Consider the following 26363-nt stretch of genomic DNA (forward strand, 5'->3'; position numbering starts at 1 on the left):
CCATGAAGCTGTGCACCTTCACCCATGACGGCAAGACCCGCACCGGCATCGTCGCCGGCGAGTATGTGGTCGAGACCGGCGTGCCCGGCACGATGATCGACCTGATCCGCGACTGGGAGGCATTGAAGCCCGGCCTCGAAGCCAAGGCGGCGACGGGGACAGGCATCCCGCTGGCGCAGGTGAAGCTGGAAGCCCCCGTCCCGCGCCCGGGCAAGATCTTCGCGATCGGCCTCAACTATGCCGACCATATCGCCGAAAGCGGCCTCGGCACGCCGGAACGACAAGTGTGGTTCACCAAGGCGCAGACGTCGGTGAACGCGCCCTATGATCCGATCCTGATCGCGCGCGGCACCATGACCCCCGATTACGAGGCGGAGCTGGTTGCCGTGATCGGCAGGGGCGGCAAGCACATCGCCGCAGCCGACGCGCCTGCGGCGATCTTCGGCTACACCGTGGGCAATGACGTCACCGAACGCATGTGGCAGCACGCCGTGCCGCAGTGGTCGCTCGGCAAGAGCTTCGACACCCACGCCCCCATGGGCCCGTGGATCGTCACCGCCGACGAGCTGGGCGATCCGCACGATCTCGGCATCCGCTGCTACGTCAACGGCGATGAGCGGCAGAACTCGAACACGCGGCACCTCGTCTACAATGTGTGGGACCAGGTCGAACACCTCTCGGTCGGCATGACGCTGGAGCCGGGCGACTGCCTGTTCACCGGCACGCCCGGCGGGATCGGGGCGGCGATGGACCCGCGCCAGTTCCTGAAGGCCGGCGATGTGGTGCGGACCGAAATCGATTCCATCGGTCACATCCAAGGCACGATGATCGCCGAGGGCTGAGGCAGATGCGCGCGGGGGGCGCCTTCGACTGCGACGTCCTTGTCATCGGCGGCGGACCGACCGGGGTGACGCTTGCCGCCCTGCTCGCGCGGCGCGGGGTCGGCGTGATCGTCGCCGAGAAGGAAGCGGCGGTCTTCCCCCTCCCGCGCGCGGCGCATATCGACCACGAAGGGATGCGCATCCTCCAGGAAGCGGGCGCGGCCGGGGCGGTGATGGCGACCAGCCGCAGCGCCGATGCCTACGAGTTCCGAAATGCGCGCGGCAAGGTGCTGATGGCGTTCGGCGGCGCGAGCGGGATCGGCCCGGGCGGCTGGCCCGTCGCCAACATGATCCACCAGCCCTCGGTCGAGGCGGCGCTGCGCACGGCGCTCGCCGGCCGCGCGCCGGGCGCGTTGCGCAGCGAGTGGGAGATGCTGTCCTTCGATGAGGACGCGGACGGGGTCACGGCGCGCTTTGCCACGCCCGGGGGCGAGCAGACCCTGCGCGCGCGCTACCTCGTCGGTGCCGATGGCGCGCGCAGCCCGGTCAGGAAGGCCTGCGGCATCACCTTCGAGGACCTGGGCTTCGAGGAGCCCTGGCTGGTGGTCGACGTGCTGGTCGATGACCCCTCGCGCCTCCCCACCGCCAACCTCCAGATCTGCGACCCCGCCCGCCCCACCACCTGCGTGTTGATGGGCGAGGGGCGGCATCGCTGGGAGTTCATGATCCTCCCCGGCGAGAGCCCCGAAGCGGTCGCCGCGCCCGCCCATGTCGATCGCCTGCTCGCCCCCTGGAACGTCGCGGGCGCGGTGCGGATCGAGCGCACCGCCGTCTACACTTTTCGCGCACGCATCGCCGAGGAATGGCGCAAGGGCCGCGTCCTGCTTGCCGGCGACGCCGCGCACCAGACCCCGCCCTTTGCGGGGCAGGGAATGTGCTCGGGGCTGCGCGACGCGGCGAACCTCGCATGGAAGCTGGCGGCCGTGTGCAGGGGCGAGGCGGAGGGCGCGCTGCTCGGCACGTACCAGCCCGAACGCGCGCGCCACCTGCGCGCGACGATCGACATGGCGGTGATGATGGGCCGGATGGTGTGCACCACCAGCCGCCTCGGCGCTTGGATGCGCGATGCGAAACTCGGCCTCGCGCGGGCGCTCGGAAAACTCCCCGATGGCCCGCCGGCCTACCCGCCGCTGGGTGACGGCGCGATCCTCAGGGACTCGCCGGGGGCGGGCAGCTACTTCCCGCAGTTCACCGGCACCGGCGGCGAGCGGCTCGACGAGGCGCTGAGCGACGGGTTCTGGCTGATCTACCGCAGCGATTGTGCCGCGGCGCAGCTCGCCCCGTTCGCCGCGCCCATTGCCGCGTGGCTGGGCGCACACGAGGCACAGGCCGTGCTGGTGCGCCCGGATCGCTACGTCTTCGGGACCGGCACCGCCGCCGAACTCGACAAGGCGTGGCAGCGGATGATGCTCAGCGGCGCTTGAGGAAGAGGTAGAGCGCGCCCTCCCCGCCATGGCGGATATGGGCGCGGCGCACTGCGGTGATCGCATCGGCATGGCGGCTCGCAGCGAGCCAGTCGAGCAGCTTGGCGCGGATCGCGCCGCGCCTGGCCATGCGGTCGGCCGGATCGACCGGGCGTTCTCTCCCCGCCACCACCAGCACCACGCGTGCGCCCATGCCGCGCGCCTGATCGAGCGCGCTCATGATCCGGTCATAGGCGGTATCGAGCGTGTGACCGTGCAGATCGAGCGTCAGGTCAGGTTCCACCCGCCCGCCCTTGACCCGCCGGTCCCAATGCGAATCGAGGCCGACCTCCCCCACCGGGGGAGGGGAACCGCCGGGCAAAGCCCGGGGGTGGAGGGGCACGCGCGGGGCTGCGGCGGGCTTTGGAGGTTTGGCGATCTTGGCAGGAGCCTTGGGAACAGCTGCGGGTGCCCCTCCACCAACCCTCGGTTGATCCCCCTGCCCGTTCCGGGGAGGAACCGGCCGCTGCTTGCCCGGCAACGGCTTCACGCTCGCGGCAAGGTGCGCCCAGGCTGCCTGTTCGCCCAGCGAAAGCCCCCGCGGCGTTCTCATCGCCCCAGCGTCTTCATCGGGCCGTGAGCCGCGCGGCAGCGTCCTTGGGGAGCAGCACATAGGCGCGCCCGCGCCCGCTCATCCCGCCCGCTATGCTGCGCGCATCCTCGCCAGCGCCCCAGAAGGTGTCGAAGCGGTTCGCGCCCTTGATCGCCCCGCCGGTATCCTGCGCGATCCACATGCCCGAAGCCTCGCGCCGGTCGAGATCAAGCCACACCGGCGCGCCCAATGGCACGAAGGCAGGGTCGGCCGCGACCGAAGACTCGCGCCGCACCGGAACGCCCAGCGCGCCCAGCGGCCCGTCCCCCTTCAATTCGGTGAAGAACACCCAGCTCTTGTTCTCGCGCATCAGCGCGCGGCCCTGTGCCGGGTTCTCGCGGATATAGGCCATGATCCCCTGCATCGAGCCCGCATATTGCCCCGGCCCGCTACCGAGCAGCCCGCGCTCGCGCATCACGCCCCCGATCCCGGTATATTCGCGCCCGTTCTGCCCGGCATAGCCGATGCGGATCACCTCGCCTTCGGGGGTGATCAGGCGGCCGGAACCCTGGATCTGGAGGAAGAAGAATTCGATGCTGTCGGCGGCCCAGGCGATCACCTGCGCTTTGCCGTCCAGTACCCCGTCCTCGATCTCGGCACGGTCGTGATAGAGCACGAAGCGGCCCTGTGCGTCATAGCGCCCGAGCGGCGGACGGCCGGTGCGCTCGGAAGGATTCACATCATCGGGCCAGCCGCGCACGAGGTCTGCCGGCATGGCATAGACCGGCACCTCGAAGCCCGCTCTGCGTGTGCGGCTGCCGGCGATCTCGGGCTCGAAATAGCCGGTGGCGAAGGCCTGCCCGTCGCCCACCTGCACGGGGGTGAATTCCTCCGCAAAAAACGCGCGCGCGCGCGAAGGCGCAGCCGAGCGGGCCCGCTCGCAAGGGCCCTGCCAGTCCTCGCGGCGGGTGAGCCCGCTCGCATCCTCGCGCGCCAGCAGCCTAGGGCAGGATTCGACGAAGCCCGCCAGCGCCCCGCGCGCATCGGCATCCGCAAGGTTGAGGGCGGCAAGCGCCGGACCCGGCGCCACGCCCGCCAGCACCGCATTGGCCGCGACCGGCGCGACGGGGCTCGTCACCGCAGGCGGCGGCACCGTCCGCCCGCAGGCCCCCAGCACCATGACGAGGGCCAGAGCAAGCAGCGCGCGCATCGGTCAACTCCTGTCCGGGACGGGCCCCGCAGGGCCGTGCGATCAGCCTTCGTCGGTTTCGTCGAGCAGCCAGGCCGGATCGCGCGCGGTGACATTGCGCGAGAACGTCCACACGTCGCGGCTCTCGATCGCATCGTCGAGCGAGCCGGCGATGACATTGCCATCCCTGTCGCGGGTGACAGCGGCGATATCGGCGACAAACAGCAGCGCGATGCGCGCGGTCCTGCCATCGAGCGATGCCGAATGGATGCGCACTTCCTCGATGCGGATCAGGGTGTTGTCCATCGTCTCGCCCGCCGCCTCGCGCGCGTCGATCGCGGTGGAGAAACCGGCATAGACATCATCGTCGCACAGTTCGCGCAGGGTCTCGCGGTCGCCCGTCCAGAATGCTTCCAGGATCATCCGGTAGGCACCGCGCGCACCATCGAGGAACTGGGCGACATTGAACTTGCTGTCAGCCGCGGCGATTTCGCGCAGCGCACGCTCGACCGCGGGCATCACGCCTTCAAGCTCGGCCGGGCGCACAGGCTGCGCGGGAGCGGGCGCCGCAGCGGGGCGGATGGCGGGCGGCTCGTCCGATTCGAAGCGCTGTACCGCCGGCTCCTCTTCCTGCTCGGCGCGCCGGCCGAGCACCGAATACAGGCGCAGGCCGAGAAACGCGGCCACCATGGCGAGGAGAACGATTTCGAGCACTATCACAATCCGATCATCGCATCCGGCGCGCGCGCGGGAGGGCCGCGCCACCGTGAGGAACATCATCCTGCCTTAAATAGGGTCTCATTACAATTCGCCAACGCCCGATAGGTTGCCATGCGGGGCGAATGAAAAGGGGTGCGCGCTGCGGTTGCGGCGGCCTTCGCCCCCTGCTAGGCGCGCGGGCACGCCGCCGGAGCCACACTTTGGTGCATCCGGCGCACCACCGATTACTCATTTTGAAAGACTGGCAATACCATGGCCGAAGAAGAAGGCGTTCTCACCAACCTCGATGCCGCCGCGCCGCAGCCCAATGGTGAAGACACGAGCCCCGCGGTGGGGATCATCACCCAGTACGTGAAGGACTTGTCGGTCGAGAACCCGGCCGCGCCCGATGTCTTCCAGTGGCCGGAGCCGCCGCAGATCGACGTGCAGTTCAATATCGGCGCCGAGAAGATCAGCCCCGATGTTCACGAGGTGATGCTGAAACTGACCCTCACCGCCGCCTCGCAGCGCGGGACCATGTATATCGTCGACCTCGCCTATTGCGGCCTTGTCGGCATGCGCAACGTTCCCGAAGAGCAGGGCCACGCCTTCCTCTATGCCGAAGCGCCGCGTCTGCTGTTCCCCTTCGCCCGCCGCGTCGTGGCCGATGCCGTGCGCGATGCCGGCTTCCCGCCGCTGATGGTCGATCCGGTTGATTTCGGCGGCATCTACGCACAGCAGCTCGCCGCGCGCCGCGCCGAGGAAGCTGCTGGCGGCGAGCCGATCGCGCCGGTCACCGGCAACGCGTGACGCCGGCTCGCGGCCGGGGACACCCGCGATGAGGCTGATCAGGCCATGAGTCTTATAAGGAGCGTCGGCACGATCGGCGGTCTGACGGCAGTGAGCCGGGTGTTCGGCTTTGCCCGCGACATCCTGCTCGCCCGCGCATTGGGTGCAGGGCTCGCGGCGGACGCTTTCCAGCTCGCCTTCACGCTTCCCAACACCTTCCGCCGCCTGTTTGCCGAAGGCGCGTTCAGCGTCGCTTTCGTGCCGCTCTACAGCCGCGCGCTGCACGGGCGGGACGGCGAGCCGGGGAGCGAGGAGGCCGCGACCGCCTTTGCCAATGATGTGCTGAGCGTGTTCGTCTGGGTGCTGCTCGCCTTCAGCGGGCTGTGCATGACCCTGATGCCCGGCATCGTCTGGCTGCTGGCGCGCGAATACATGACCGTGCCCGGCAAGTTCGAGCTTTCGGTGTTCCTCAGCCGCGTGACCTTTCCCTATCTGGGGCTGATCAGTCTGGTGGCGATGCTCTCGGGGCTCTTGAACGCGCGTTCGCGCTTCGGCCCGGGGGCGGCGGCGCCGGTGCTGCTCAATATCTGCCTGATCTCGGGCATCATCCTCGGCGACCACCTGCGCGGGCAGAGCGGCGATGATGTGGTGGTGGTCGAGGTGCTTGCCGCCGCTGTGTCGATCTCGGGCGTGGCGCAGCTCGCCTATCTCGCCTGGGCAACGCGGCGCGCGGGCGTGAAGCTGACGGTGAAGCTGCCGAAGTTCACGCCGGAAGTGAAGCGGCTCGGGATGCTGATCCTGCCGGCGACCTTCGGTGCGGGCATCTACCAGATCAGCCAGCTGGTCGACACGTTCTTCGCGACCTCGCTGCCGCAGGGCTCGCTGACGCTGCTCAAGCTCGCAGACCGGCTGAACCAGATGCCGCTGGGGATCGTCGGCATTGCGCTGGGCACGGCGATCCTGCCGATGCTGAGCCGCCACATCCACACCGGTGACAATGCCGAGGCGCAGCGCCTTCAGGGCAACGCCTTCGAGATCGCGACCCTGCTGACCCTGCCCGCCGCCGCCGCGCTGGCGGTGTGCGCGCCCGCCTTCTGCACGGCGTTCTTCGTCGGCGGCAAGTTCACCCCCGCCGATGGCGCGATCATGGCCGACATTGTCGTCGCGCTGGTCGCGGGGCTGCCAGCCTATGTGATCGTCAAGGTGCTGAACCCCGGCTTCTTCGCGCGCGAGGACACCCGCACCCCGGTGTGGACCGCGCTCGCCTCGCTGATCTTCAACCTGGGCGTGAACCTCTATGTGGTCGAGCGCTTCGGCATTGTCGGCCTGGCGGCAGCCACCGCCGCCTCGGCGAGCCTCAACTGCCTGCTGCTCTATGCGATCCTCCACAAGCGCGGCTGGTTCCACTTCACCCCCAGGCTGGCCAGTCGCGTCGCCCGCCAGCTGGTTGCCACGGCAGCGATGACGGCAGCGTTGTGGTATCTCGTCCCGCTGATGCAGGATCGCTATGCAGGGGGCCTGATCGACAAGGTCTGGTCGCTCGCCGCGCTGGTCGCAGGCGGCGGCGCGGTGTTCTTCGGCGTCGCCTTTGCCGTGGGCGCGCTCGACAAGGACCTCCTTGGCCAGCTACGGCGGCGGCGTCCGGCCCGCACCAAGGCCGATGACGAGATTCTGGAGGTTGAATAGCATGCGCGTGGTTTCCGGCATCCAGCCGACCGGCAAGCCCCATCTGGGCAATTATCTGGGCGCGATCCGCAACTACGTGGCGTTGCAGGACGATGCCCATCGGCTGGGCGGCGAATGCCTGATCTTCATCGCCGATCTCCACGCGCTCTCGATGCCGCATGACCCGGCCGAGCTGCGTTCTTCCACGCTCGAACTGGTGGCCACGCTGGTCGCCTGCGGCCTCGATCCCGACAAGGCGATCCTGTTCAACCAGGCACAGGTGCCGCAGCATCCCGAGCTGCAATGGCTGCTGAACGGCACCGCGCGCATGGGCTGGCTGAACCGCATGACCCAGTGGAAGGACAAGGCCGGCAAGAACCGCGAAGGGCAGTCGGTCGCGCTGTTCACCTATCCGGTGCTCCAGGCCGCCGACGTGCTGCTCTACCAGGCAACCCACGTGCCGGTGGGCGAGGACCAGAAGCAGCACTTGGAGCTCGCCCGCGACATCGCGCAGAAGTTCAACAACGATTTTGCTTCGGAAGAGGCCCCGGTCTTCACCCTGCCCGAGCCGATCATCCCCGCCGAAGCCGCCCGCATCATGTCCCTGCGCGACGGTGCGGCAAAGATGTCGAAGTCCGATCCCAGCGACATGAGCCGCATCAACCTCTCCGATGATGCCGACACCATGGCGCAGAAGGTAAAGAAGGCGAAGACCGATCCGGAAGCCCTGCCTTCCGAGGAAGCCGGCCTTGCCGAGCGGGCCGAAGCGCGCAATCTCGTCGGCATCTATGCAGCCCTTGCGGGCGAACCTGTCAGTACGGTGCTGGCGCAGTATGGCGGGCAGGGTTTCGGCGCCTTCAAGCCCGCGCTGGCAGATCTCCTGGTAGCAAGGCTCGGCCCGATCCGTGACCGCTTCGTGGAACTGAAGGACGATCTCGAAACGCTGGACGCGATCCTCGCCCGCGGCGCCGCCAAGGCGCGCGAGCGCGGCACGCCGACGCTGGAGGCGGTCTACAGGGCGCTCGGGCTGGTACGGCACTGATTTCCTGCGACGAACCGAGCGCGCCGGACGGCCAATATTCAATTGCCGTTCATTCGCGCGTAATACAGTATCGCGCGTAAGGGCCGTTGCTGCGATGGCAATGGCCAGCAACAAAGGTTATGCCATCATGCCTTCGATCAAGACCCTCACCCGCGCCGCGCTGCCCGTGGCGCTCGCCATCGGCTTGTCGGCCTGCGCCACCAACACCTTCAAGGCCGATGTCTCGCGCTTCGCGGTGCCGCTGCCCGCGCCCGCAGGCCAGACCTTCGCGGTCGTGGCGGAAGACCCCAAGCTTGCCGGCGGGCTCGAATTTGCGACCTATGCCAATGCGGTCGCTGCCGAACTGACCGGGCTCGGCTACGCCAAGGCTGCCTCGCCCGAGACGGCCGACATGCTGGTGCGTTTCGATTACCGCGTCGATAACGGGCGCGAGCGCGTGCGCACCGATTTCAACGGCGCCGCCGGCGTTGGTCCGTGGGGCCGGTGGGGCGGCTGGGGCGGCGGCTTCGGCGCCTGGGGCTTCGGCTTCAACGATCCCTTTTTCGGCGGGCCCGACGTGCGCAGCTACACCATCTACACCAGCGGCGTGGACGTGAAGATCGATCGCCGCGCCGATGGCCAGCGCCTGTTCGAAGGCAAGGCCGAGGCCGTGTCGCGTTCGAACCGCCTGCCGCGCCTCGTGCCCAACCTCGTGGACGCGCTGTTCACCGATTTCCCGGGCAATTCGGGCGAAACCGTGCGGATTACCATCCGCGACGACGAAAAGACCGTGCGCCCTGCCAATTGATGGTGTAGGACACTCAGCAAGAGACCCTTGGACGGGACGAGAAGGCGGCACAGGGGATCGTGCCGCCTTTTTTGTTGCCTGCCGTCAGGGTGGGCTCACCACTCGCTCGCGCGCCGCGCGCCTTCGGCGCTCTGGATCCACGGGAGGCGGGTGTAGCGCGCTGCGGCGCGGCGGCGGGTCGCCGTTTCGTCGTCGCGGCCGATACCCTGCCGGGTGCGATGTTCGCGCAGCAGCTGGGCGAGCAGCAATTGCCCGAAGGCCCAGTCGTCGATCCCGCTGTCCGCGTTGATATGCCCGATCGAGCCCGCATAGGCGAAGGTCGCGCCCCAGTCGGCGGCAAGGCCGCGCGCGGTGCGAAGCGAGCCATAGTGGTCGTTTTCGCTCGCGGCGAGGAAGGCCGGGAACGGCAGCGCGGTGCGCGGCGTCGGGGCGAAGCGGGCGATCCGCTCGTCCACCCCGGCACGCTCGGCATCCGGCGGGGCAACCAGCAGCGCGCCGACGACGGGGTTGCCATAGCCCGGCTGTTCGTATTCCGCCCACCACGCGACCGCATGGCAGCCGAGCGAATGGGCGACGAGGATCACCGGCCGCCCGGCGCGGTGCACCGCGAGGTTGATCTTGTTCACCCAGGTGTTGCGATGCGGATCGTCCCACATGCCAAGCTCGACCCGCTCGGCATCGGGGATCTGCGCCTCCCACTTGGTCTGCCAGTGATCGGGCCCGCTGTTGTCGAGGCCGGGGATGATGAGGATCAGCGGATCATCGGCAAGCCGCTCGCTGCCGAGTTCGAGAGAGTGGGTCTGGGTAATGGCCATGTCGGCGCTCCTTGCAGGGCGTTGATGACCGTCCATTGGTATGGTCCGACTCTGGCGAATTTATCTCAACTGAATTGGTTGACAAGGGGCTGGCGATAAAGGTGCAAAATTTTGCGGCGAGTTGCGGGCCACGCTATTGTTGGGATCGCACGAAGCTCTCTCGGCGGATCTCCATGCGTGCATCGTCGGCCCAGGCGAGCGCATCGGCGGCCGCTGCGCGCAGCTGGCTGTAGGACGTGAACACGCAGCCGGCGGTCTCGTCGGTCTCTCCGATAATCATCTGGGCCGCGCGCGAGCATCGCACGTTGAAATCTTCGATGAACCCGCTGCTCTCGACCAACAGAATGTCATAGGCGTAGCGTGGGGGACCATCGTCCGACGGGCGCTCGAATTCGATCAGATAGGTGTTGCGATACCCCTCGACGCTCCCGTCTTCGCCGACGAGGGGCTGTGAGCGCAGCAAGTCGAAAGCGGCACGCACATCCTTGGGGGCGCCGGCTATCGTCTCGCCGGAGCCGTCATCATAGGTCAGCCGGTATCGCCTTTCCGCTAACGGAGTGACGGTCATCGTCACGGCGTCGTTTTCGTAAACGCCAGACAGGCCGATGTCGTCACGCTCGGAAGGTGCGATCAGCTGTGAGGCAGAGGTCCATTCGTCACACCCGGCAACCAGCAGCGCACAGGCCGCGATCAGCACAAGCCTGCGAATCATCATGATAATTCCCCCAATGCCCGCATCGGTCTTAGGGGTTGGGGATGCGCTCGCAAGAGCCGCAATCAGAGCTTCGTATGCCCCCCGGTCGAACCGAAGCCGCCTTCGCCGCGCTCGGTCGCGTCGAGCTCGGCAACCTCCTCCCACGCCGCCTGCACCACCGGGGCGAGCACCAGCTGCGCCACGCGGTCGCCGCGCTGAACCGCGAAGGGTTCGCTCCCGAGGTTGATGAGGATCACCTTGAGCTCGCCGCGATAGTCGCTGTCGATCGTGCCGGGGGTGTTGGGCACAGAGATGCCGTGCTTCAGCGCCAGCCCCGAGCGCGGACGGACCTGGATTTCGTAGCCCTGCGGTATCGCCATCGAAAGGCCCGTGGCGACCGCGTGACGCGCGCCGGGGGCGAGGGTCACGTCCTCGGCGCTGACCACGTCCATCCCGGCCGCGCCGGCGGTGGCATAGGCGGGCAGCGGCAGGTCCTCGCCATGGGGGAGGCGCTTCACTTCCACTTTCAAGGGTAGCGTCATTCCGCAGCTTCCGCTCTGAGGCTCGCCGCGATCCGCTCGACCAGCGCCATGGCGACGGCGGACTTGGGCATTTCGTCCAGCGTCTCGACACCCTCGCCGCTGATGATCGTCACGCGGTTGAGGTCCCCGCCCATCACGCCTGAACCGGGTGGGCCCGACACGTCATTGGCGACAATCCAGTCCGCACCCTTGCGCTTCCTCTTGGCCTTGGCGTGTTCGAGCATGTTGTCGGTCTCGGCGGCAAAGCCGATCACCAGTTCGGGGCGGCGCGGGGCGCCGGCGACATTGGTGAGGATGTCGGGGTTTTCGGTCAGCATCAGTGCGGGCGGGGCATCGCCGCGCTTCTTCAGCTTGTGCGCGCGATATTCCTTGGGCCGCCAGTCGGCGACCGCAGCGACCATCACCGCGACATCGGCGGGCAGCGCGCGCTTGACCGCCTCGGCCATCTGCATGGCGCTCTCGACATCGATGCGGGCGACCCCCGCAGGGGTCTTCAGGGCGACCGGCCCTGCCACCAGCGTCACCCGCGCGCCGAGCGCTGCGGCAGCCGCGGCGATCGCGAAGCCCTGCTTGCCGCTCGACCGGTTGGCGATGTAGCGCACCGGATCGATCGCTTCCCACGTCGGGCCGGCGGTGACGAGCACGTGGCGGCCATGGAGCGGGCGATGCGCAGGGTTGAGGCCGAAATCCTCGCCCTCGGGCACTGCGCCGAGGTCCGCCTCGATTGCCTCGGGCACCTCCGGGGCGCCCGGCAGCGGGGGCGCCTTGCGCGGGTCGATCAGGTGGTTGAGCGCGCCCGTATCCATCGGCGGCGCGGCCCCGGCCTTGCCCTTGCGGGCGAGCAGCGGGCCGCCCAGATCGGGGTTGAATTCGGGCGCGGGTTCCTCGGGGACGAAGTCCTCGGGAAGCTCCCGGGGCAGGTCCTCGTATTCGGCCTCGATCTCGTCATGCGAGCGTTTGGCGGTCGAACGGGGGATGATCCGCGAGAAGAAGCCGCTCAGGTTGCCTTCGGGCAGGGCGGCGCTGGCGTCGTCCTCTTCCTCGGGCTCAAGCGCTTCGACCTCGACCAGCGGCGCGGGAGGCGCGGGCCGGGGCTCGGCCACGGTGACGCCGAAATGTGCGGCGATTGCGCGCCAGATCGCCTCGGGTTCGGGCAGGCGGCCATAGCCGAACTCGCCGCAGGCCATCGCGCCCTTGTCGGGGTGGAGCACGGTCACGCCCGCGGCCTTGAGGAGGCCGATATTGCGCTGGGTCGCCTCGTGCTCCCACATCCGCACGTTCATCGCGGGGACCGCCATCACCGGCTTGTCGGTGGCGAGGATCAGGGTGGTGGCAAGATCATCGGCGATCCCCGCCGCCATCTTGGCAAGCAGGTCCGCCGTCGCCGGGCAGACCACCACGAGATCGGCCTCGCGCGAGAGCTGGATGTGCCCCATCTCGGCCTCGTTCTTGAGATCGAAGAGATTGGTGTAGACCTGGTTTTCGGAAAGGGCCGCAAGCGACATGGGGGTGACGAACTGCTGCCCGCCGCGGGTGAGCACGCAAGTCACATCCCCGCCGCCCTTGCGGATCAGGCGCACCAGCTCGCAGGCCTTGTAGGCCGCGATGCCGCCGCCCACGACCAGCAGGATGCGCGGGGCAAACCCTGCCGCCGCCTCCCCTGCCTGTGCCTTGTCGCTCATCTCGCCAACTCGCCTCTCGCGCCTGTGCCGGGGTGTGTGCACATAGTCCAAGCTCGAGCATTGGCAAAGCTTGGTTAACTTTGCATTGAAGATCGGGCGGCCAGCCGTGCCAAGAGATCGGCCAATGCGCGCGGGGCGAAGGCAAGGCCGATGGCATAGGCAGGCAGTGCCAGTTCGGCCCAGTAAGAGTTCGCCGGCCGGGCGAAGAGCGCCATCATGGTGGCCAGCCCCGCGAACCACGCAGCCGCAAACAGCCCCGTCCGCCCGCCCAGCCCCGCCCAGCCGACCAGCGGCAGCACCGCAAGCGCGGCGGCGAGCATCGGGGGCAGGTGCCTGAGGCCGGTCAGCTGCGTGAGGCCCGCGAGCGGCACGGCGTAACCCGCGCGCGCATCCCACCCTTGCGAGGCCAGATCGCCCGGCAGCTGCCCGGCGCTGACCGCAGCGGCGTGGAGGCCAGTGCCGATCGCGAAGACCGCGAGCAGCGCGGCAAGGCCCAGCGCCTCGCCGCGGCGCCGCTGGAGGAGCGCGAAGGCGAGCCACAGCGCCACGAAAGGCGCGGCCAGCTCGCGCACCGCGAGCGCGGCGGCGGCGGCGACGAGGGCGGGCCACCAGCGATCGCGGCGCCAGGCGAGCAGCGCGAGGCTCAGCAGCACACCGGCGATGAAGTCGTGGTCATATCCCGCCACGCGGACCAGCGCCGCGCCCCCGCCTGCGGCCAGCAGGGCAGCGGCGATGATGCGCTCGGCGGGGCTGGCGGCAAGCGCCCCGTGCCGCAGCAGCGCGGTGATGCTGGCCGCCACCAGCGCCAGCGCCAGCCAGCGCACGCCGTCCACGCCAAGCAGACCTTGCGCCCATGCCAACGTCGGCAGGCGGATCGTGACGAAGGGCCGGGTCGGATAGCCGCTGGCCCGGTGTTCGGCGAGCGCGGCGGTGTAATAGCCCTCCCCCGCCGCCATGCGGGCATGGATGCGGGCATAAAGCGCCATGTCGCCCCTCGCCCGGCCCGGCGCGGATGGCGCTGGCGCGGCGGCAGACGCAGGGGGCCTCGCAGAGCTTGCCGCGAGCGGTGCAGGCGCGCCGGGGACGACCACGGCGGCAGCGCCCAGCGCCAGCGCGGCGATCAGCGCCAGCACCAGCGCCGCCCACCGGCGGGGCAAATGCAGGAACGGCCGGCCGAGCGCCTCCCACCGCTCCATGAGCGATGGCAGGCTTGCCGTGCTCATCCGATCCAGCCGAGGCTCGTCAGACCCCACAGCAGCCCTGCCCCCGCCGCCGCCGCGACCAGGTAGCCGAGCCAGCCCGCCTTTTCGCGCCGGTCGGTGATGAGCGCGATCGCGGGCAGCGGCGGCGGTTCGGGCGCGCCGCCCTTGGGGGGGAACATCTCCTCCACGCGCCGGATCAGGCCGGGCAGGCGCAGCAGGGTTTCGGCGTCCTGCTTGAGCCGGTCCGCCAGCGCCGCCTCGGGGCCCAGCTCGTCACGAATCCATTCGCGCACATAGGGCGCGGCGGTGTCCCACATGTTGATGTCGGGGTTCAATTGGGTGGCGATCCCCTCGACCATCACCATTGTCTTTTGCAGCAGCAGCAGGTGCGGCTGGGTCTGCATGTCGAAATCGCGGGTGATGGCGAACAGCCCGTCGAGCATCTGGCCGACGCTCAATTCCTTCACCGGCTTGCCTCGCATCGGCTCGCCCACCGCGCGCAAGGCCGTCGCGAATTCGCCGACCGAATGGTAGGAGGGCACATATTGCGCTTCGAAATGGATCTCGGCGACGCGCTGGTAATTGCCCGTCGTCAGCCCGTAGAGGATCTCCGCCAGCCACTGCCGCGCGCGGCGGTCGATCCGGCCCATGATCCCGAAATCGATCGCGACGATGGTGCCGTCGTCCTCCACGAACAGGTTGCCCTGGTGCATGTCGGCATGGAAGAACCCCGCGCTGATCGCCTGGGTAAGAAAGCTGATGACCAGCTTTTCGGAGACCGCCGCAAGATCGTGGCCGCGCGCGCGCAATTCATCGACGCGGCTGATCTTGATGCCGTCGATCCACTCGATGGTCATCACCCGGCCATTGGTGCGGTCCCAGTCGACACTGGGGATGCGGTAGCCCGGGACACCCGCCATCTGTTCGGCCAGTTCGGATGCCGAGGCGGCCTCGCGCCTCAGGTCGAGTTCGGAATTGGTCCAGCGCTTGAAGTTGGCGATGGTGAGACGCGGGCGCAGGCGCGCGGCCTCGCCGCCCATCTGCTCGACATGCGCCGCGGCCCATTCGTAGGTCTGGATGTCGCGCGCGAACTTCTCGCGGATGCCGGGGCGCAGCACCTTGATGGCGACCTTGCGACCATCGGTGGTCAGCCCCTTGTGGACCTGCGCGATGCTCGCCGCGCCGACCGGTTCGGGATCGATCTGGGCAAAGAGGTTTTCGATCGGCTGGCCGAAGCTGCTCTCGATCGCGGCCCTGATCTGCGCGAAGGGGACGGGCGGGAGGCTGTCCTGAAGGCTTAGCAGATTGTTCGCCGCTTCCTCGCCGACCAGATCGGGGCGCGTCGCCAGCGATTGCCCCAGCTTGATCGCCGCCGGACCGATCGCGCGGAAGGCGCCCGCATAGTCGGGCGTGCCGCGCTTGCCCGTCAGTGTGGCAAGCCGCGCCAGGCGCACGAGACTGCGCACCGGCGCCGGCGCGTTGGGATCATTCTCGATCCCCACCAGCGCACGCCTGCGGGCGAGCGTGACGCCCCAGCGCGCGAGGCGGGCAAGGTGGACGACAGAAGAGGTCACTGGCCTAGATCTTCCACCCCGAATGGATCGCGACCAGCCCGCCCATGATCGGCTCGACCCGGGTGTTGGCGAAACCGGCCTTGCGGATCAGCTGCTCGAAGGCGGGCATCGGCGGGAACTTGCGGATCGATTCGGCGAGGTAGCGGTAGGAATCGGCGTCGCCTGCGATCACCTGCCCCATGCGCGGCAGGAGGTGTTCGGAATAGATGTCGTAGGCTTGCCTGAGCCCCGACCACTCGACGGTCGAGAATTCGAGGCAGAAGAACCGTCCGCCCGGGCGCAGGACGCGCAGCGCCTCGGCCAGCGCCTTGTCGATGTGGGTGACGTTCCGGATGCCGAAGGCGATGGTGTAGGCATCGAAGGTGTTCGACGCGAAGCTCACGTGCTCGGCGTTCTGGCAGGTGAAGACGAGCGCGCCGTCCTCCTCGCCAAACCCGCGTTCGAGCGCCCGCTCGGCGCCCACGTCGAGCATGTCCTGGTTGATGTCCGCGACCGTGATGTGCGCGCCGCGTTCGGCCATGCGGAAGGCGATGTCGCCGGTGCCGCCGGCCATGTCGAGGATCTGCTCGCCTGCTCGCGGCTTCACGCGGCGCACGAAGCGGTCCTTCCACAGCCGGTGCATCCCGCCCGACATGGCGTCGTTCATGATGTCGTACTTGCGCGCGACGCTGGAGAAGACCTCGCCGACCTTGCGGGTCTTTTCCTGGGGGGTGACCTGCTGGTAGCCGAAGGAGACGGTTTCGTCGGTGTTGTCGCTCATGCCCGGTTCCCTAGAGGGAATTGAGCCGGGCGCAAAGGGTGTTACAGGCACCTCTTGTTGCGTTTGCCGCGCCGCCCCCTCCCCCGCCCTTCCGCCCTTGAGGATATGAAGTCCGGGCGGAAGGGCGGGGGAGGGGGCGGCGCGGCCAGTGAGCGGAAGCGAACAAGAGAAACAATGCCTGAGCTGCCCGAAGTCGAAACCACCGTGCGCGGCCTTGCCGCCTTCCTCGAAGGCGAGCGGATCACGCGCGTCACGCTGAACCGCGCGGACCTGCGCCGCCCCTTCCCGGCCGATCTGGTGCAGGTGATGACCGGGGCGAGGGTCACCGCGCTCTCGCGCCGCGCGAAATACGGCCTGCTCCATCTCGATCGCGGGGCGACGATGATCTTCCATCTCGGCATGAGCGGACGCTGGCGGATCGATCCCGAGGTGCCCGAGACGCATGACCATTTGCTGATGGAGACCGCCCGCCACCGCTTCGCGCTGTGCGATCCGCGGCGGTTCGGCTCGGTCGATCTGGTGGAGACCGGCGCGCTGGAGCACTGGCCGCAATTCGCCGCGCTCGGGCCGGAACCGCTGGGGCCGGAGCTGACCGCCGCGCACCTCAAGGCGGCGCTGGCGGGCAAGGCGGTGTCGATCAAGCTCGCCCTGCTCGACCAGCGGATCGTCGCCGGGCTCGGCAATATCTATGTCTGCGAGGCGCTGTGGGGGGCGGGGATCAGGCCGACCCGGCCGGCAGGCAAGGTCACGGGCCCGCAGCTCGCCCGGCTGGTGCCAGCGATCGTGGACGTGCTCGAAGCCTCGATCCGCGATGGCGGCTCCACTTTACGCGACTATGCCCGGCCTGACGGGGAATTGGGCTATTTCGCGAGCTCCTTCGACGTCTACGGGCGCGAGGGCGAGGCGTGCCGGCGGGATGATGGCGGCGTCATCCGGCGCATCGCGCAAGGGGGCCGCAGCACGTGGTTCTGCCCGGTGTGCCAACGTTGATTGCGTGCCCGCCTTGCGCGGGCACATCCCCGGCGCTGCTCCTCCGCTCCGCTCCGGGCGCCTGCGGGCGGGCAGTTGCCCTTGCGCCGTCTTCGCCGCCGTGTGGGAGAATCGTTGACCTTGGGGGATGTTCTGACTATGTGCGCCGCTTTCCGGCGGTCGGACCATGAGTCTGCTCGCCCCTTTCGAGCACACCCACGAATTTCCTTTCAGCCGCTCCGGGCGGCCTGAACCAGACGCGAGACAGACACGAATATGGCCAATACGCCGCAAGCCAAGAAGCGCATCATCCGCAATGCCAACCGCGCCGCCATCAACGGTGCGCGCGTGAGCCGCATCCGCAGCTTCATCAAGAAGGTCGAAGCGGCCTGCGAAGCGGGTGACAAGGAAGCGGCGGCGGCCGCGCTCAAGGCAGCCCAGCCCGAAATGGCCCGCGGCGTTGCCCGCGGCGTGCTCCACAAGAACACCGTGGCGCGCAAGATGTCGCGCCTGACCAAGCGAGTCGCCACCCTCTGATCCGAATCGCCGGCCATTCCGTTTCCTGCATCCCAGGCAGGAGTACGGAGTGGAGCGGTCGCTACACAGCAACGGGCCGTGCTCGGTGAGCGCGGCCCGTTTCTTTTGCGACAATTGCGACAACCCCATCCCCCGTAAACGTCAGGATTCGCCGCGATTCGCGTGCCCTAAAGGGGTGTTTTTCAAGGATTTCAGTAACTTCAACGCAAGTCTGCGGGGTAGAGGCGAGTCAACAGGAATATTTCACTTTTTTTAAAAACTCGCGCTTGCGCATCGGGCCGATGCGCTATTTACATGAACTGCACCCGGCGCGGGACAGTCCGGCTGCTTTAACAAACTGGCCGACAGGGGGTTCCTCGGAATTGCGATTCCGGGGATTGGAAAGGCAGTGCCTGTCGCAATGGGGATGAATTAGGTCGGCGAACCTGGGAGGGTTTCGGCGCCTTGGTGTGAATTGGGGATGAGCTTGTGCACAGGACTGACAAGGCGCGGACGAATGGCCGCCAGGCCGACGAACATTTGATGGAAGATGCCGAAGCCGTAAATCTCGCTGCCGACTGGGCCGATATTAGTCAGGGCCTGCGCAAGGATCTGGGACATCAGCTCCACAGCCAGTGGATCAAGCCGATCCAGCTGGGCGCGCTGAACCGCGACTGCGGCACGCTGGATCTGTACCTCCCGACCGAATTCTCCGCCAACTGGGTGCGCGACCGCTTCCATGACCGGCTGCAACTGGCCTGGTCGATCGTACGCAGCGAAGTGCGCAAGGTCAACATCATCGTCCACCCGGGCCGCCGCCAGCTGCCCGATCTGCGCCTCGACGATGGCCGCCGCCCCGCCAATGACGGCGCGAGCGCGATCGCCATGGCCGCCGGCAGCCTGGGCGATGCGACCTTCACCTCGTCGGTCGGCCTCGACCCCTCGCTGACCTTCGGCGCCTTCGTCACCGGCGAGGCCAACATCCTTGCCTGCAACGCCGCGCAGCGCATGGCCGCGCTGGAACAGCCGCAGTTCTCGCCGCTTTACCTCAAGGCGGCAACCGGGCAGGGCAAGACCCACCTTCTCCACGCGATCGGCCACGGCTATCTCCAGGCCCACCCGCGTGCGCGCATCTTCTACTGCTCGGCCGAGCGCTTCATGGTCGAATTCGTCCAGGCGCTGAAATCGAGCCAGACGATCGAATTCAAGGCGCGCCTGCGCTCCTTCGACCTGCTGCTGGTGGATGACATCCAGTTCATCATCGGCAAGGCAAGTGCGCAGGAAGAGCTGCTCTACACGATCGACGCGCTGCTCGCCGAGGGCAAGCGGCTGGTCTTTGCTGCCGACCGCGCGCCCCAGGCGCTCGACGGGGTGGAACCGCGCCTCCTCTCGCGCCTGTCGATGGGCCTTGTGGCCGATATCCAGCCCGCCGACATCGAGCTGAGGAAGAAGATCCTCGTTTCGAAGCTCGCGCGTTTCGCACCGCTCAGCGTGCCCGAGGATGTGGTCGATTTCCTCGCCCGCACCATCACCCGCAACGTGCGCGAGCTGGTGGGCGGCCTCAACAAACTGATCGCCTACGCCCAGCTCACCGGGCAGGACGTGTCGCTGCAACTGGCCGAAGAACAGCTCACCGACATCCTCAGCGCCAACCGCCGCCGGATCACCATCGACGAGATCCAGCGCACCGTCTGCCAGTTCTACCGCATCGACCGCGCGGAAATGAGCAGCAAGCGCCGCGCCCGCGCCGTGGTGCGCCCGCGGCAGGTGGCGATGTATCTCTCCAAGGTGCTCACGCCGCGCTCCTACCCCGAAATCGGGCGCAAGTTCGGCGGGCGTGACCATTCGACCGTGATCCACGCGGTGCGGCTGATCGAGGATCTGCGCCAGCGCGATGCCGACATGGACGGCGATGTGCGCAGCCTGCTCAGGCAGCTGGAGAGCTGACCCGGCAAGGTTGGTTCGCACATAATCCCCACAGGCTGTTCACCGCGATTTCGACAGGCCTCTCCACAGGCCTGTCGACAGCGCGTCCACAGGCTGTAAACAGCCTGTCCATGCCGCACCAACGCCTTTCCCCTGAGCTTGTCAGCCTGCCGCAGGGGTGGATCCCCGCCCTCGTGCGCGGCGCGAAGGGCAAGTGCCCGCGCTGCGGCGAGGCGGTGCTGTTCGCCAAGTGGCTCAAGCCAGTCGACCGCTGCGGGCACTGCAAGCAGGACTGGTCGGTCCAGCAGGCCGATGATTTTCCGGCCTATATCGGCATCTTCGTGGTCGGCCACCTGCTCGCGCCGGTGGTGATCGCGATGATTTCGGGCGGGCTTTCGGCGTGGCTGACCCTCGCCATCCTTCTGCCGGTGTCGGTCGTCATGCTGCTTGCCATGCTCCAGCCGGTGAAGGGCGCGGTGATCGCCTTTCTGTGGTGGCACGGCATCGGCGCCTTCAAGCAGGAGCGGCGCCCCCTGCGGCCCGAAGACAAGCGCGAACCATGAGCCTTTCGCCCGCACGGCTTGACCGTTTCGCCCGTCATATCGTCCTGCCCGAGGTGGGCGGCGCGGGGCAGGTGCGGCTGGCGGGCGCGCGGGTCGCGGTGATCGGGCTGGGCGGGATCGGCAGCCCGGCGCTGCAATATCTCGCCGCAAGCGGGATCGGCCGGCTCGCGCTGGTCGACGATGATGTGGTCGATGTCAGCAATCTCCAGCGCCAGACGATCTTCACCACCCGCGACGTCGGCCACGGCAAGGCGGTCTCGGCGCGCCGCTGGCTGGCGAATTTCGACGATAGCCTCAGCGTCGATGTCTCCGACGCGCGGATCACGCCACGCAACGCGTCGGGCCTCATCGCTGGCAGCGACGTGGTGCTTGATGGGACCGACAATTTCGCCACCCGCCTCGCGGTCTCCGACGCCTGCGTGGCGGCCGGCATTCCGCTGCTCTCGGCCGCCGTCGGCCGGTTCCAGGGGCAGGTCGGGGCCTTCGCCGGGCACTTGGCCGACGAGGCCTGTTACCGCTGCTTCGTGGGCGATGCCTTCGATGCCGAGGATTGCGACACCTGCGCCGACGACGGGATGCTTGGCGCGATGGCGGGATGGGCGGGCACCTTCGCCGCGCTTCAGACGGTCAAGGTGCTGCTCGCCGGCACCGCGCTGCTGGGCGAACCCGGCTGGGGCCGGCTCCACATTCTCGACGGGCTCGAGCCGGGGATGCGCACCATCCGCATCGCCAAGGACCCAGCCTGCCGCACCTGCGGCTGACCGTTCGGCCTGCCCTGCCCCGGCCACGCCGCGGCACGATTTGCAAGGCCGGCGCGGAACATTGCACCCCGCCGCAATGTCGCTCTCCCCTCTCACCCAAGGAGGCTGGAGCGATGAACTTCGATTACGACACCATCATGCTGCTCGCGGTGTTCACGCTGGGCATGGGGCTGGTGATCGGCGTCGTCTCGTGGCTGCGTGCGAAAAACGCGCAGGATCACCACGAGGACGCCGCGGTCGCCGAGCGCCAGCGCCACGAGGAACCGGACGCTGCGCTTGAAGGCACACCGGGCAATATCGACCCCACGGTTGCAGACCACGGCAGCGAGCCCGCGGCTGCGCCTCCGCGCAGCGCCAGCGGCGTGCCGGTCGCCCCGAGCGATTCGGGCCGCAGCTGGAGCCACGAGCGCGGCGCCAATCCGCCCACGCCTAGGCCCCCGCGCGACTGAGCACTTCCTCGACCCACTCCGGCACCAGCACGCTCGCCGGGCCAAGGCGGGTTTCGTGGAAGAAGCGCGATCCTTCGGAGCGTTCGAGATTGAGTTCGAGGCACCGCGCCCCCGCGCCGCGCGCCTCCTGCACGAAGCCCGCCGCCGGATAGACCGCGCCCGATGTGCCGATGCTCACGAACAGATCGCAGGTCTCCAGCGCCTGATAGATGCGGCCCATCTCATACGGCATTTCGCCGAACCACACCACGTCGGGGCGAAGCATGGGCGCCCGGCAGACGGGGCAGGGGGGGCGGTCGATCATGGTCCCCAGCCACGGCGAGCGCATCGCGCAGGCGGTGCACAGCGCGCTCTTCAATTCGCCATGCATGTGCAGCACCCGCGCGCTGCCGCCGCGTTCGTGCAGGTCGTCGACGTTCTGCGTCACCAGCAGCAGATCGCCGCGAAACGCCCGCTCCAGCCGCGCGAGCGCCGCGTGAGCCGGGTTGGGCGCGACGTTGGCCAGCGCGGCGCGGCGCATGTCGTAGAAATTGAGGACGAGGTTGGGGTTCCTCGCAAAGCCCTCGGGCGTCGCCACGTCCTCGACCCGGTGCTGCTCCCACAGCCCGCCTGCGGAACGGAAGGTGTCGATCCCGCTTTCGGCGGAAATGCCTGCGCCGGTGAGGATGACGATGCGCGTGACCTGTGCCATGAGGCCTTCAAGCATGAGGCATAGAGGCACGCAATGGCACAGCTCGCATTCGGGGTGATCGGACACAAGGGCCGGATGGGCCAGGCATTGGAGACCGCGATTGCCGATGCGGGGCACGGCTTGTGCGTCGGCATCGACGAGGGCGGCTCGATCGCGCACCATGCCGGCCAGTGCGACGTGCTGGTCGATTTCTCCGCGCCGGGCGCGCTGGAGGCCAATCTCGCCGCCGCCAAGGCGGCGGGCAAGCCGATCGTGGTCGGCACCACGGGGCTGGAGGAGCCGCATTTCGTGCTGCTCGCCGAAGCCGCGCGCGCCGTGCCGGTGCTGCAATCGGGCAACTTCTCGCTGGGCGTGACGCTGCTCGCGCATCTGGTCGAGGAGGCTGCCGCAAGGCTGGGCCCCGATTGGGACATCGAGGTGCTGGAAATGCACCACCGCATGAAGGTCGATGCGCCTTCGGGCACCGCCAAGCTGCTGGGCGAGGCGGCCGCGCGGGGGCGCAGGATCGTGCTCGCCGACAACATGGAGAGCGGGCGGCACGGGATGACCGGCGCGCGCGGCGCGGGCGCGATCGGCTTTGCCACCTTGCGCGGCGGCACGGTGGCGGGCGAGCATTCGGTGATCTTCGCGGGGAGCGAAGAGCGCGTGACGCTGGCGCATTCGGCGGAAAACCGCATGATCTTCGCGCGCGGCGCGGTGCGCGCGGCCGAGTGGCTGACCGGCAAGGGCGCGGGGCGCTACACCATGAACGACGTGCTGGGGCTAGAGGCTTGACCGCTGGCCCGCGCAGCGTATTACCAAGGTAATACACAAGCGAGAACAGGGGATCGCAACAGCATGACCGCCACACTCTCTCCCGCGCAGGAAGCCGCGCGGATGGTCGACAGCCTCGGGCCCGCAGCGCTCGCCAAGGCCGAGGCCTATACCACCGGAGGCCACTGGGTGCTGATCGGCGGGGTGGTGGTCTCGGTGCTGGTCGCCTTTGTCATGGTCCGCCTGAGGCTGCTCGACCGGATCGCCGCGCGCTTTGCGCAGCCGCGCCGGTTCTGGCCCACGCTGGTCGTCAGCGCGGCCTTCCTGCTGATCTCGACGCTGCTGACGCTGCCCTGGAGCCTCTACACCGATTGGCACCGCGAGCGCGCCTATGACCTCTCCAGCCAGCCACTCGGCGATTTCCTCGGGCAGATGGCGATCGGGCAGTCGATCAGCACCGTGCTGGGCGCGCTGTTCCTTGCCGGGGTCTATGCCCTGATCCGCCGGACGGGCAAGCGCTGGTGGGTGTGGAGCGGGGGTTTCGCCGGGGTCGTGACGCTGCTGGCGCTGCTCGCCGGGCCGCCGCTGATCGAGCCCCTGTTCAACGATTACCAGCCGGTCCCGCCGGGCGAGGTGCGCACCGCGCTCGAACAGATCGCCGAGGATGTCGACATCCCCAAGGACCGCATCTTCATGTATGACGGCTCGCGCCAGTCGGACCGCTTCACGGCCAATGTCTCCGGCCTCGGCCCTTCGGCGCGGATCGCGATTGCCGATGTGGCGCTCAAGAATGCCACGCTCGCCGAAGTGCGCGCGGTGACCGGGCACGAGGCGGGGCACTACAAGCTCGGCCACGTCTTCCGCTATGTGGTGATCTTCCCGCTGCTGGCGATGGCGTTCTTCTTCCTCCTCGACCGGCTGTTCGACCCGACCGCGAGGGCACTGGGCAGCGATGCGCAGCTTGACGAGCCGCGCGGGCTGCCGGTGTTCGCGGTGGTGGGCGCGGTTCTCGGCCTGCTGGTCACGCCGCTCACCAACACCCTGACCCGCGTGGGCGAGGCCGAGGCGGACCAGTATTCGCTCGAGACGGTGAACGAGCCCGATGCGCTCGCGACCGCGCTGGTGAAGACCGCCGAATACCGCTACCCCCGCCCCTCGGCGCTGGAAGAGGCGCTGTTCTACACCCACCCCTCGGTCGAAAAGCGGGCGCTCAGGGCGATGGAGTGGAAGGCAGCGCATCCCACGGGCGCGGAGAAGTAGCGGGGGCACTGCCGGCATGGAGGATGATTTCGACGATCTCGCCTATCACCGCGATGCTGTGAGCGCACTGATCGCGGGCGGCTTTTTCAACGAGGACGACCTCGAAACCTCCCTTGCCGACATGGCCTTCGATCCGGCCGGCGCCCCGCATGTGCAGGCGGTGCGCGCCCATGCCCGCGCCGCGATGGAGGCCAAGCGCGCCGCCGAAGCGCAGTGGCCCGCCGTGACCGACTGGGACCGGCTCGCTGCCGCCTTCGACGCGCTGATCGCCGAGGGCATCCTTGCGCTCCACAATGCCGGGGTGACCACCAGCGATGCCCATTCCGACGCATGGGACCTGATCGGCCGCGATCCGCCCGGCACATGGCGCGGCTTTGCTTTTTACCACGCACAGGATGTGGAGCGGGCCGTGGCCGGGGACGCGCTGTTGATCGGCTTCGATGCGGTCGATGAAGGGGCGGAGGCAAAGCGGGCGATCGGCGCGGCGATCGTCGCTGCCCTCAAGGCGAAGGGCTTTGCGCCGAACTGGAACGGCGATCCCGAAACGCGGCTCGATGTGCCGGGTATCGTGTGGCACAAGCGCACCGATTGGGTGCGACCGGTCCCCGCCCCGCAGGCCGCGGCCGGGAACAGCCTGTGGCGCCGCTTGTTCGGCTGACACATGACCCGCGAGCAGATCTTCGAATTCTTCCGCCGTCTGGCCGAAGACAACCTTTCGCCCCAGACCGAGCTGGAATATGGCAATGCCTACCAGCTGCTCGTCGCCGTGGCACTTTCGGCGCAGGCAACCGATGTGGGGGTCAACAAGGCGACCCGCGCGCTGTTCCGCAAGGTGGAGACGCCCGCACAGATGCTCGAACTCGGCGAGGATGGGCTGAAGGATAACATCAAGACCATCGGCCTGTTCAATTCCAAGGCCAAGAACGTCATCGCGCTCTCGCAGATCCTCGTGGAGGAGCACGGCGGCGCGGTGCCGGACAATCGCGACGCGCTGGTGAAGCTCCCCGGCGTCGGGCGCAAGACGGCGAACGTGGTGCTCAATTGCTGGTTCGGGCAGGAGACCTTTGCCGTCGACACCCACATCTTCCGCGTCTCCAACCGCACCGGCATGGCGAAAGGCAAGACCCCCGAGCAGGTCGAGGCGAAGCTCGAAAAGCGCGTGCCCCAGCCCTTCCGCCGGGATTCGCACCACTGGATGATCCTCCACGGCCGCTATGTCTGCAAGGCGCGGACGCCCGAATGCTGGCGCTGCAAGGTCGCGGACCTGTGTTCCTTCCGCAAGAAGGTCACGGCGCCGCCCAAGGGCCGCGCCGCCGTCGCTGCGGATTAAGGCCCGGTTCAAGCGCGTGGGCGAGAATGCGCGCACCCTTTCGGTGGAGAGAGATGCCATGACCCCCCGCTTGCTCGCGCTCGCCCCCCTTTGGCTGCTTGCGGCAGCCTGCACCCCCGACCCCGCAGTCGAAGCCGCCCGCACCCAGGCCGCGCTCGACGCAGCGCCGCCTGCGACCGTCAAGGGCCCCGGGCAAAGCTGCATCGACCGTTCGGCGGTGCGCAACACCGTGGTGCGCTCGGACAAGGTGATCGACTTCGAGATGAACGGCGGCAAGGTCTATCGCAGCACTCTCAAGAGCCGCTGCCCCGGCCTCGCCTTCGACCGCGCGATCACCTACGAGACCTCGATCAACCAGCTGTGCACCCAGCAGATCGTCTATGCGCTCAACACCACCGGCGGCACCTTGCAACGCGGCGCGGCGTGCTCGCTGGGCGAGTTCGTGCCGATCGAATATGTGAAGGAGTAAGGCGGGCCGCGCGGCCCCGGCGCATCACAGGGCGGTAGCCTCGCGCACATAGTCCCATCCGCCCTGCCCGCTCCAGGCCAGGCCAGGCCGTCAGGATAGCGCACTTCGACCCCCGCAAGATCGGCAGGGTCCGCCAGCCACATGTTGACACCCATCATCGTATTGCCGTGCTGCGCGATTGCCGCTTCGGTCATCACGAAATGGGTCGTCGTCGAACAGGTCCGGCACGCATGAACCTCGGCGGCCGCGCTCGGCTTGTCGGTGCGGCGATGGCCCGACGTGGCTCCGCCAACGGCAACCTCTCCCGGATGATAATAACCCCAGCGCGCCGCTGCGCTGGTGCAGAATGTGCAGTTGCAC

The 26363-nt window shown here is 68.3% G+C and carries 28 protein-coding genes; 17 read left to right on the plus strand and 11 right to left on the minus strand.

The annotated features are described in order from the left end of the window. Positions 1–2: 2 nt before the first annotated feature. On the plus strand, positions 3–842 hold the full coding sequence (locus D620_RS0108960) for a fumarylacetoacetate hydrolase family protein (RefSeq protein WP_017665459.1): 840 nt from the start codon (positions 3–5) through the stop codon (positions 840–842). A 5-nt stretch (positions 843–847) separates the two neighbouring features. Beyond that, a complete protein-coding gene (locus tag D620_RS0108965) occupies positions 848–2305 on the plus strand; it encodes a bifunctional 3-(3-hydroxy-phenyl)propionate/3-hydroxycinnamic acid hydroxylase (protein WP_017665460.1) in 1458 nt (485 codons plus the stop codon). On the opposite strand, the gene D620_RS0108970 is transcribed toward D620_RS0108965, so the two are convergent. The 3 genes from D620_RS0108970 to D620_RS0108980 all read right to left on the minus strand — a co-directional run bounded on the left by D620_RS0108970 (position 2292) and on the right by D620_RS0108980 (position 4782). Further along, positions 2292–2687: a Smr/MutS family protein gene (locus D620_RS0108970; protein WP_324603064.1), complete on the minus strand. Its 396-nt coding sequence runs from the start codon at positions 2685–2687 to the stop codon at positions 2292–2294. The genes D620_RS0108965 and D620_RS0108970 overlap by 14 nt on opposite strands. A 223-nt stretch (positions 2688–2910) precedes the next feature. Further along, a complete protein-coding gene (locus D620_RS0108975) occupies positions 2911–4086 on the minus strand; it encodes a murein transglycosylase A (RefSeq protein WP_017665462.1) in 1176 nt (391 codons plus the stop codon). Between the two features lie 42 nt (positions 4087–4128). Then, on the minus strand, positions 4129–4782 hold the full coding sequence (locus tag D620_RS0108980; protein ID WP_026092071.1) for a Tim44/TimA family putative adaptor protein: 654 nt from the start codon (positions 4780–4782) through the stop codon (positions 4129–4131). Between the two features lie 255 nt (positions 4783–5037). Here D620_RS0108980 and secB point away from each other — a divergent pair, with 255 nt between their 5' ends. The 4 genes from secB to D620_RS0109000 all read left to right on the plus strand — a co-directional run bounded on the left by secB (position 5038) and on the right by D620_RS0109000 (position 9047). Next, complete coding sequence (gene secB, locus D620_RS0108985) at positions 5038–5574, plus strand: protein-export chaperone SecB (RefSeq protein ID WP_017665464.1); 537 nt, start codon at positions 5038–5040, stop codon at positions 5572–5574. Positions 5575–5619: 45 nt separating this feature from the next. Further along, positions 5620–7239, plus strand: a complete 1620-nt coding sequence (gene murJ, locus D620_RS0108990) for a murein biosynthesis integral membrane protein MurJ (RefSeq protein WP_026092072.1) — start codon at positions 5620–5622, stop codon at positions 7237–7239. Position 7240: 1 nt separating this feature from the next. Beyond that, on the plus strand, positions 7241–8260 hold the full coding sequence (gene trpS / locus D620_RS0108995; RefSeq protein ID WP_026092073.1) for a tryptophan--tRNA ligase: 1020 nt from the start codon (positions 7241–7243) through the stop codon (positions 8258–8260). A 100-nt stretch (positions 8261–8360) separates the two neighbouring features. Further along, complete coding sequence (locus D620_RS0109000) at positions 8361–9047, plus strand: DUF4136 domain-containing protein (RefSeq protein ID WP_017665467.1); 687 nt, start codon at positions 8361–8363, stop codon at positions 9045–9047. A gap of 95 nt (positions 9048–9142) precedes the next feature. Here the strand turns inward: D620_RS0109000 and D620_RS0109005 are convergent, their stop codons facing one another. The 7 genes from D620_RS0109005 to D620_RS0109035 all read right to left on the minus strand — a co-directional run bounded on the left by D620_RS0109005 (position 9143) and on the right by D620_RS0109035 (position 16316). Then, entirely contained in the window at positions 9143–9862 is a 720-nt protein-coding gene (locus tag D620_RS0109005) for an RBBP9/YdeN family alpha/beta hydrolase (RefSeq protein ID WP_017665468.1), read from the minus strand. Positions 9863–9995: 133 nt separating this feature from the next. Beyond that, positions 9996–10577 carry a hypothetical protein gene (locus tag D620_RS0109010; RefSeq protein WP_017665469.1) on the minus strand — a complete coding sequence of 194 codons (582 nt, stop codon included), beginning with the start codon at positions 10575–10577 and terminating at the stop codon, positions 9996–9998. Between the two features lie 62 nt (positions 10578–10639). Beyond that, positions 10640–11098, minus strand: coding sequence for a dUTP diphosphatase (gene dut, locus D620_RS0109015; RefSeq protein ID WP_026092074.1), 459 nt, complete (start codon positions 11096–11098; stop codon positions 10640–10642). Beyond that, positions 11095–12780, minus strand: coding sequence for a bifunctional phosphopantothenoylcysteine decarboxylase/phosphopantothenate synthase (locus D620_RS0109020; protein WP_017665471.1), 1686 nt, complete (start codon positions 12778–12780; stop codon positions 11095–11097). The genes dut and D620_RS0109020 overlap by 4 nt, the downstream gene beginning before the upstream one ends. Before the next feature lie 74 nt (positions 12781–12854). Further along, positions 12855–14003 carry a hypothetical protein gene (locus D620_RS15030; protein WP_155800090.1) on the minus strand — a complete coding sequence of 383 codons (1149 nt, stop codon included), beginning with the start codon at positions 14001–14003 and terminating at the stop codon, positions 12855–12857. Further along, the gene (ubiB, locus tag D620_RS0109030; protein WP_017665473.1) at positions 14000–15556 is read right to left on the minus strand and encodes a 2-polyprenylphenol 6-hydroxylase; all 1557 of its coding nucleotides are present in this window, start codon (positions 15554–15556) and stop codon (positions 14000–14002) included. Before ubiB ends, D620_RS15030 begins: the two co-directional genes overlap by 4 nt. 4 nt (positions 15557–15560) lie before the next feature. After that, positions 15561–16316 (minus strand): class I SAM-dependent methyltransferase, encoded by a 756-nt coding sequence (locus D620_RS0109035; protein WP_017665474.1) that lies wholly within the window; start codon positions 16314–16316, stop codon positions 15561–15563. Positions 16317–16490: 174 nt separating this feature from the next. On the opposite strand from D620_RS0109035, the gene mutM reads away from it, so the two are divergent. The 6 genes from mutM (at position 16491) to D620_RS0109065 (ending at position 21500) form a co-directional block, all read left to right on the plus strand. Then, positions 16491–17306, plus strand: coding sequence for a bifunctional DNA-formamidopyrimidine glycosylase/DNA-(apurinic or apyrimidinic site) lyase (gene mutM / locus D620_RS0109040; RefSeq protein ID WP_017665475.1), 816 nt, complete (start codon positions 16491–16493; stop codon positions 17304–17306). A 255-nt stretch (positions 17307–17561) separates the two neighbouring features. Further along, the gene (rpsT, locus tag D620_RS0109045) at positions 17562–17822 is read left to right on the plus strand and encodes a 30S ribosomal protein S20 (protein WP_017665476.1); all 261 of its coding nucleotides are present in this window, start codon (positions 17562–17564) and stop codon (positions 17820–17822) included. 522 nt (positions 17823–18344) lie between these two features. Then, positions 18345–19748, plus strand: a complete 1404-nt coding sequence (dnaA, locus tag D620_RS0109050; RefSeq protein ID WP_051020582.1) for a chromosomal replication initiator protein DnaA — start codon at positions 18345–18347, stop codon at positions 19746–19748. A gap of 110 nt (positions 19749–19858) precedes the next feature. After that, positions 19859–20290 (plus strand): DUF983 domain-containing protein, encoded by a 432-nt coding sequence (locus D620_RS0109055; RefSeq protein ID WP_017665478.1) that lies wholly within the window; start codon positions 19859–19861, stop codon positions 20288–20290. After that, positions 20287–21051 carry a HesA/MoeB/ThiF family protein gene (locus D620_RS0109060; RefSeq protein WP_017665479.1) on the plus strand — a complete coding sequence of 255 codons (765 nt, stop codon included), beginning with the start codon at positions 20287–20289 and terminating at the stop codon, positions 21049–21051. Before D620_RS0109055 ends, D620_RS0109060 begins: the two co-directional genes overlap by 4 nt. 113 nt (positions 21052–21164) lie before the next feature. Further along, positions 21165–21500 (plus strand): hypothetical protein, encoded by a 336-nt coding sequence (locus D620_RS0109065; RefSeq protein WP_017665480.1) that lies wholly within the window; start codon positions 21165–21167, stop codon positions 21498–21500. On the opposite strand, the gene D620_RS0109070 is transcribed toward D620_RS0109065, so the two are convergent. Further along, a complete protein-coding gene (locus D620_RS0109070) occupies positions 21481–22191 on the minus strand; it encodes an NAD-dependent deacylase (RefSeq protein ID WP_026092076.1) in 711 nt (236 codons plus the stop codon). The genes D620_RS0109065 and D620_RS0109070 overlap by 20 nt on opposite strands. 33 nt (positions 22192–22224) lie before the next feature. Here D620_RS0109070 and dapB point away from each other — a divergent pair, with 33 nt between their 5' ends. The 5 genes from dapB (at position 22225) to D620_RS0109095 (ending at position 26003) form a co-directional block, all read left to right on the plus strand. Further along, positions 22225–22965, plus strand: a complete 741-nt coding sequence (gene dapB / locus D620_RS0109075) for a 4-hydroxy-tetrahydrodipicolinate reductase (protein ID WP_017665482.1) — start codon at positions 22225–22227, stop codon at positions 22963–22965. 63 nt (positions 22966–23028) lie between these two features. Further along, positions 23029–24204 (plus strand): M48 family metallopeptidase, encoded by a 1176-nt coding sequence (locus D620_RS0109080; protein ID WP_155800091.1) that lies wholly within the window; start codon positions 23029–23031, stop codon positions 24202–24204. 16 nt (positions 24205–24220) lie between these two features. Beyond that, positions 24221–24862 carry a DUF6891 domain-containing protein gene (locus tag D620_RS15035; protein WP_017665484.1) on the plus strand — a complete coding sequence of 214 codons (642 nt, stop codon included), beginning with the start codon at positions 24221–24223 and terminating at the stop codon, positions 24860–24862. 3 nt (positions 24863–24865) lie between these two features. Next, entirely contained in the window at positions 24866–25534 is a 669-nt protein-coding gene (gene nth, locus D620_RS0109090) for an endonuclease III (RefSeq protein WP_017665485.1), read from the plus strand. 58 nt (positions 25535–25592) lie between these two features. Next, positions 25593–26003 carry a hypothetical protein gene (locus D620_RS0109095; RefSeq protein WP_017665486.1) on the plus strand — a complete coding sequence of 137 codons (411 nt, stop codon included), beginning with the start codon at positions 25593–25595 and terminating at the stop codon, positions 26001–26003. Positions 26004–26363: the final 360 nt, after the last annotated feature.

It is taken from the genome of Porphyrobacter sp. AAP82 (genome assembly GCF_000331285.1).
Taxonomy (GTDB): Bacteria; Pseudomonadota; Alphaproteobacteria; order Sphingomonadales; family Sphingomonadaceae; genus Erythrobacter.

Bases quoted from the DNA above. Each gene is read 5' to 3' on its own strand.
- mutM (WP_017665475.1), top strand. From the start codon at position 16,491: ATGCCTGAGCTGCCCGAAGTCGAAACCACCGTGCGCGGCCTTGCCGCC.
- D620_RS0109065 (WP_017665480.1), top strand. From the start codon at position 21,165: ATGAACTTCGATTACGACACCATCATGCTGCTCGCGGTGTTCACGCTG.
- trpS (WP_026092073.1), top strand. From the start codon at position 7,241: ATGCGCGTGGTTTCCGGCATCCAGCCGACCGGCAAGCCCCATCTGGGC.
- D620_RS0109010 (WP_017665469.1), bottom strand. From the start codon at position 10,577: ATGATGATTCGCAGGCTTGTGCTGATCGCGGCCTGTGCGCTGCTGGTT.
- D620_RS0109095 (WP_017665486.1), top strand. From the start codon at position 25,593: ATGACCCCCCGCTTGCTCGCGCTCGCCCCCCTTTGGCTGCTTGCGGCA.
- D620_RS0108965 (WP_017665460.1), top strand. From the start codon at position 848: ATGCGCGCGGGGGGCGCCTTCGACTGCGACGTCCTTGTCATCGGCGGC.
- D620_RS0109020 (WP_017665471.1), bottom strand. From the start codon at position 12,780: ATGAGCGACAAGGCACAGGCAGGGGAGGCGGCGGCAGGGTTTGCCCCG.
- secB (WP_017665464.1), top strand. From the start codon at position 5,038: ATGGCCGAAGAAGAAGGCGTTCTCACCAACCTCGATGCCGCCGCGCCG.
- D620_RS0109070 (WP_026092076.1), bottom strand. From the start codon at position 22,191: ATGGCACAGGTCACGCGCATCGTCATCCTCACCGGCGCAGGCATTTCC.
- dut (WP_026092074.1), bottom strand. From the start codon at position 11,098: ATGACGCTACCCTTGAAAGTGGAAGTGAAGCGCCTCCCCCATGGCGAG.
- nth (WP_017665485.1), top strand. From the start codon at position 24,866: ATGACCCGCGAGCAGATCTTCGAATTCTTCCGCCGTCTGGCCGAAGAC.
- D620_RS15030 (WP_155800090.1), bottom strand. From the start codon at position 14,003: ATGAGCACGGCAAGCCTGCCATCGCTCATGGAGCGGTGGGAGGCGCTC.
- D620_RS0109055 (WP_017665478.1), top strand. From the start codon at position 19,859: ATGCCGCACCAACGCCTTTCCCCTGAGCTTGTCAGCCTGCCGCAGGGG.
- D620_RS15035 (WP_017665484.1), top strand. From the start codon at position 24,221: ATGGAGGATGATTTCGACGATCTCGCCTATCACCGCGATGCTGTGAGC.
- rpsT (WP_017665476.1), top strand. From the start codon at position 17,562: ATGGCCAATACGCCGCAAGCCAAGAAGCGCATCATCCGCAATGCCAAC.
- D620_RS0109060 (WP_017665479.1), top strand. From the start codon at position 20,287: ATGAGCCTTTCGCCCGCACGGCTTGACCGTTTCGCCCGTCATATCGTC.
- dnaA (WP_051020582.1), top strand. From the start codon at position 18,345: ATGGAAGATGCCGAAGCCGTAAATCTCGCTGCCGACTGGGCCGATATT.
- murJ (WP_026092072.1), top strand. From the start codon at position 5,620: ATGAGTCTTATAAGGAGCGTCGGCACGATCGGCGGTCTGACGGCAGTG.
- D620_RS0109035 (WP_017665474.1), bottom strand. From the start codon at position 16,316: ATGAGCGACAACACCGACGAAACCGTCTCCTTCGGCTACCAGCAGGTC.
- dapB (WP_017665482.1), top strand. From the start codon at position 22,225: ATGGCACAGCTCGCATTCGGGGTGATCGGACACAAGGGCCGGATGGGC.
- D620_RS0109005 (WP_017665468.1), bottom strand. From the start codon at position 9,862: ATGGCCATTACCCAGACCCACTCTCTCGAACTCGGCAGCGAGCGGCTT.
- D620_RS0109080 (WP_155800091.1), top strand. From the start codon at position 23,029: ATGACCGCCACACTCTCTCCCGCGCAGGAAGCCGCGCGGATGGTCGAC.
- D620_RS0108960 (WP_017665459.1), top strand. From the start codon at position 3: ATGAAGCTGTGCACCTTCACCCATGACGGCAAGACCCGCACCGGCATC.
- D620_RS0109000 (WP_017665467.1), top strand. From the start codon at position 8,361: ATGGCCAGCAACAAAGGTTATGCCATCATGCCTTCGATCAAGACCCTC.
- D620_RS0108975 (WP_017665462.1), bottom strand. From the start codon at position 4,086: ATGCGCGCGCTGCTTGCTCTGGCCCTCGTCATGGTGCTGGGGGCCTGC.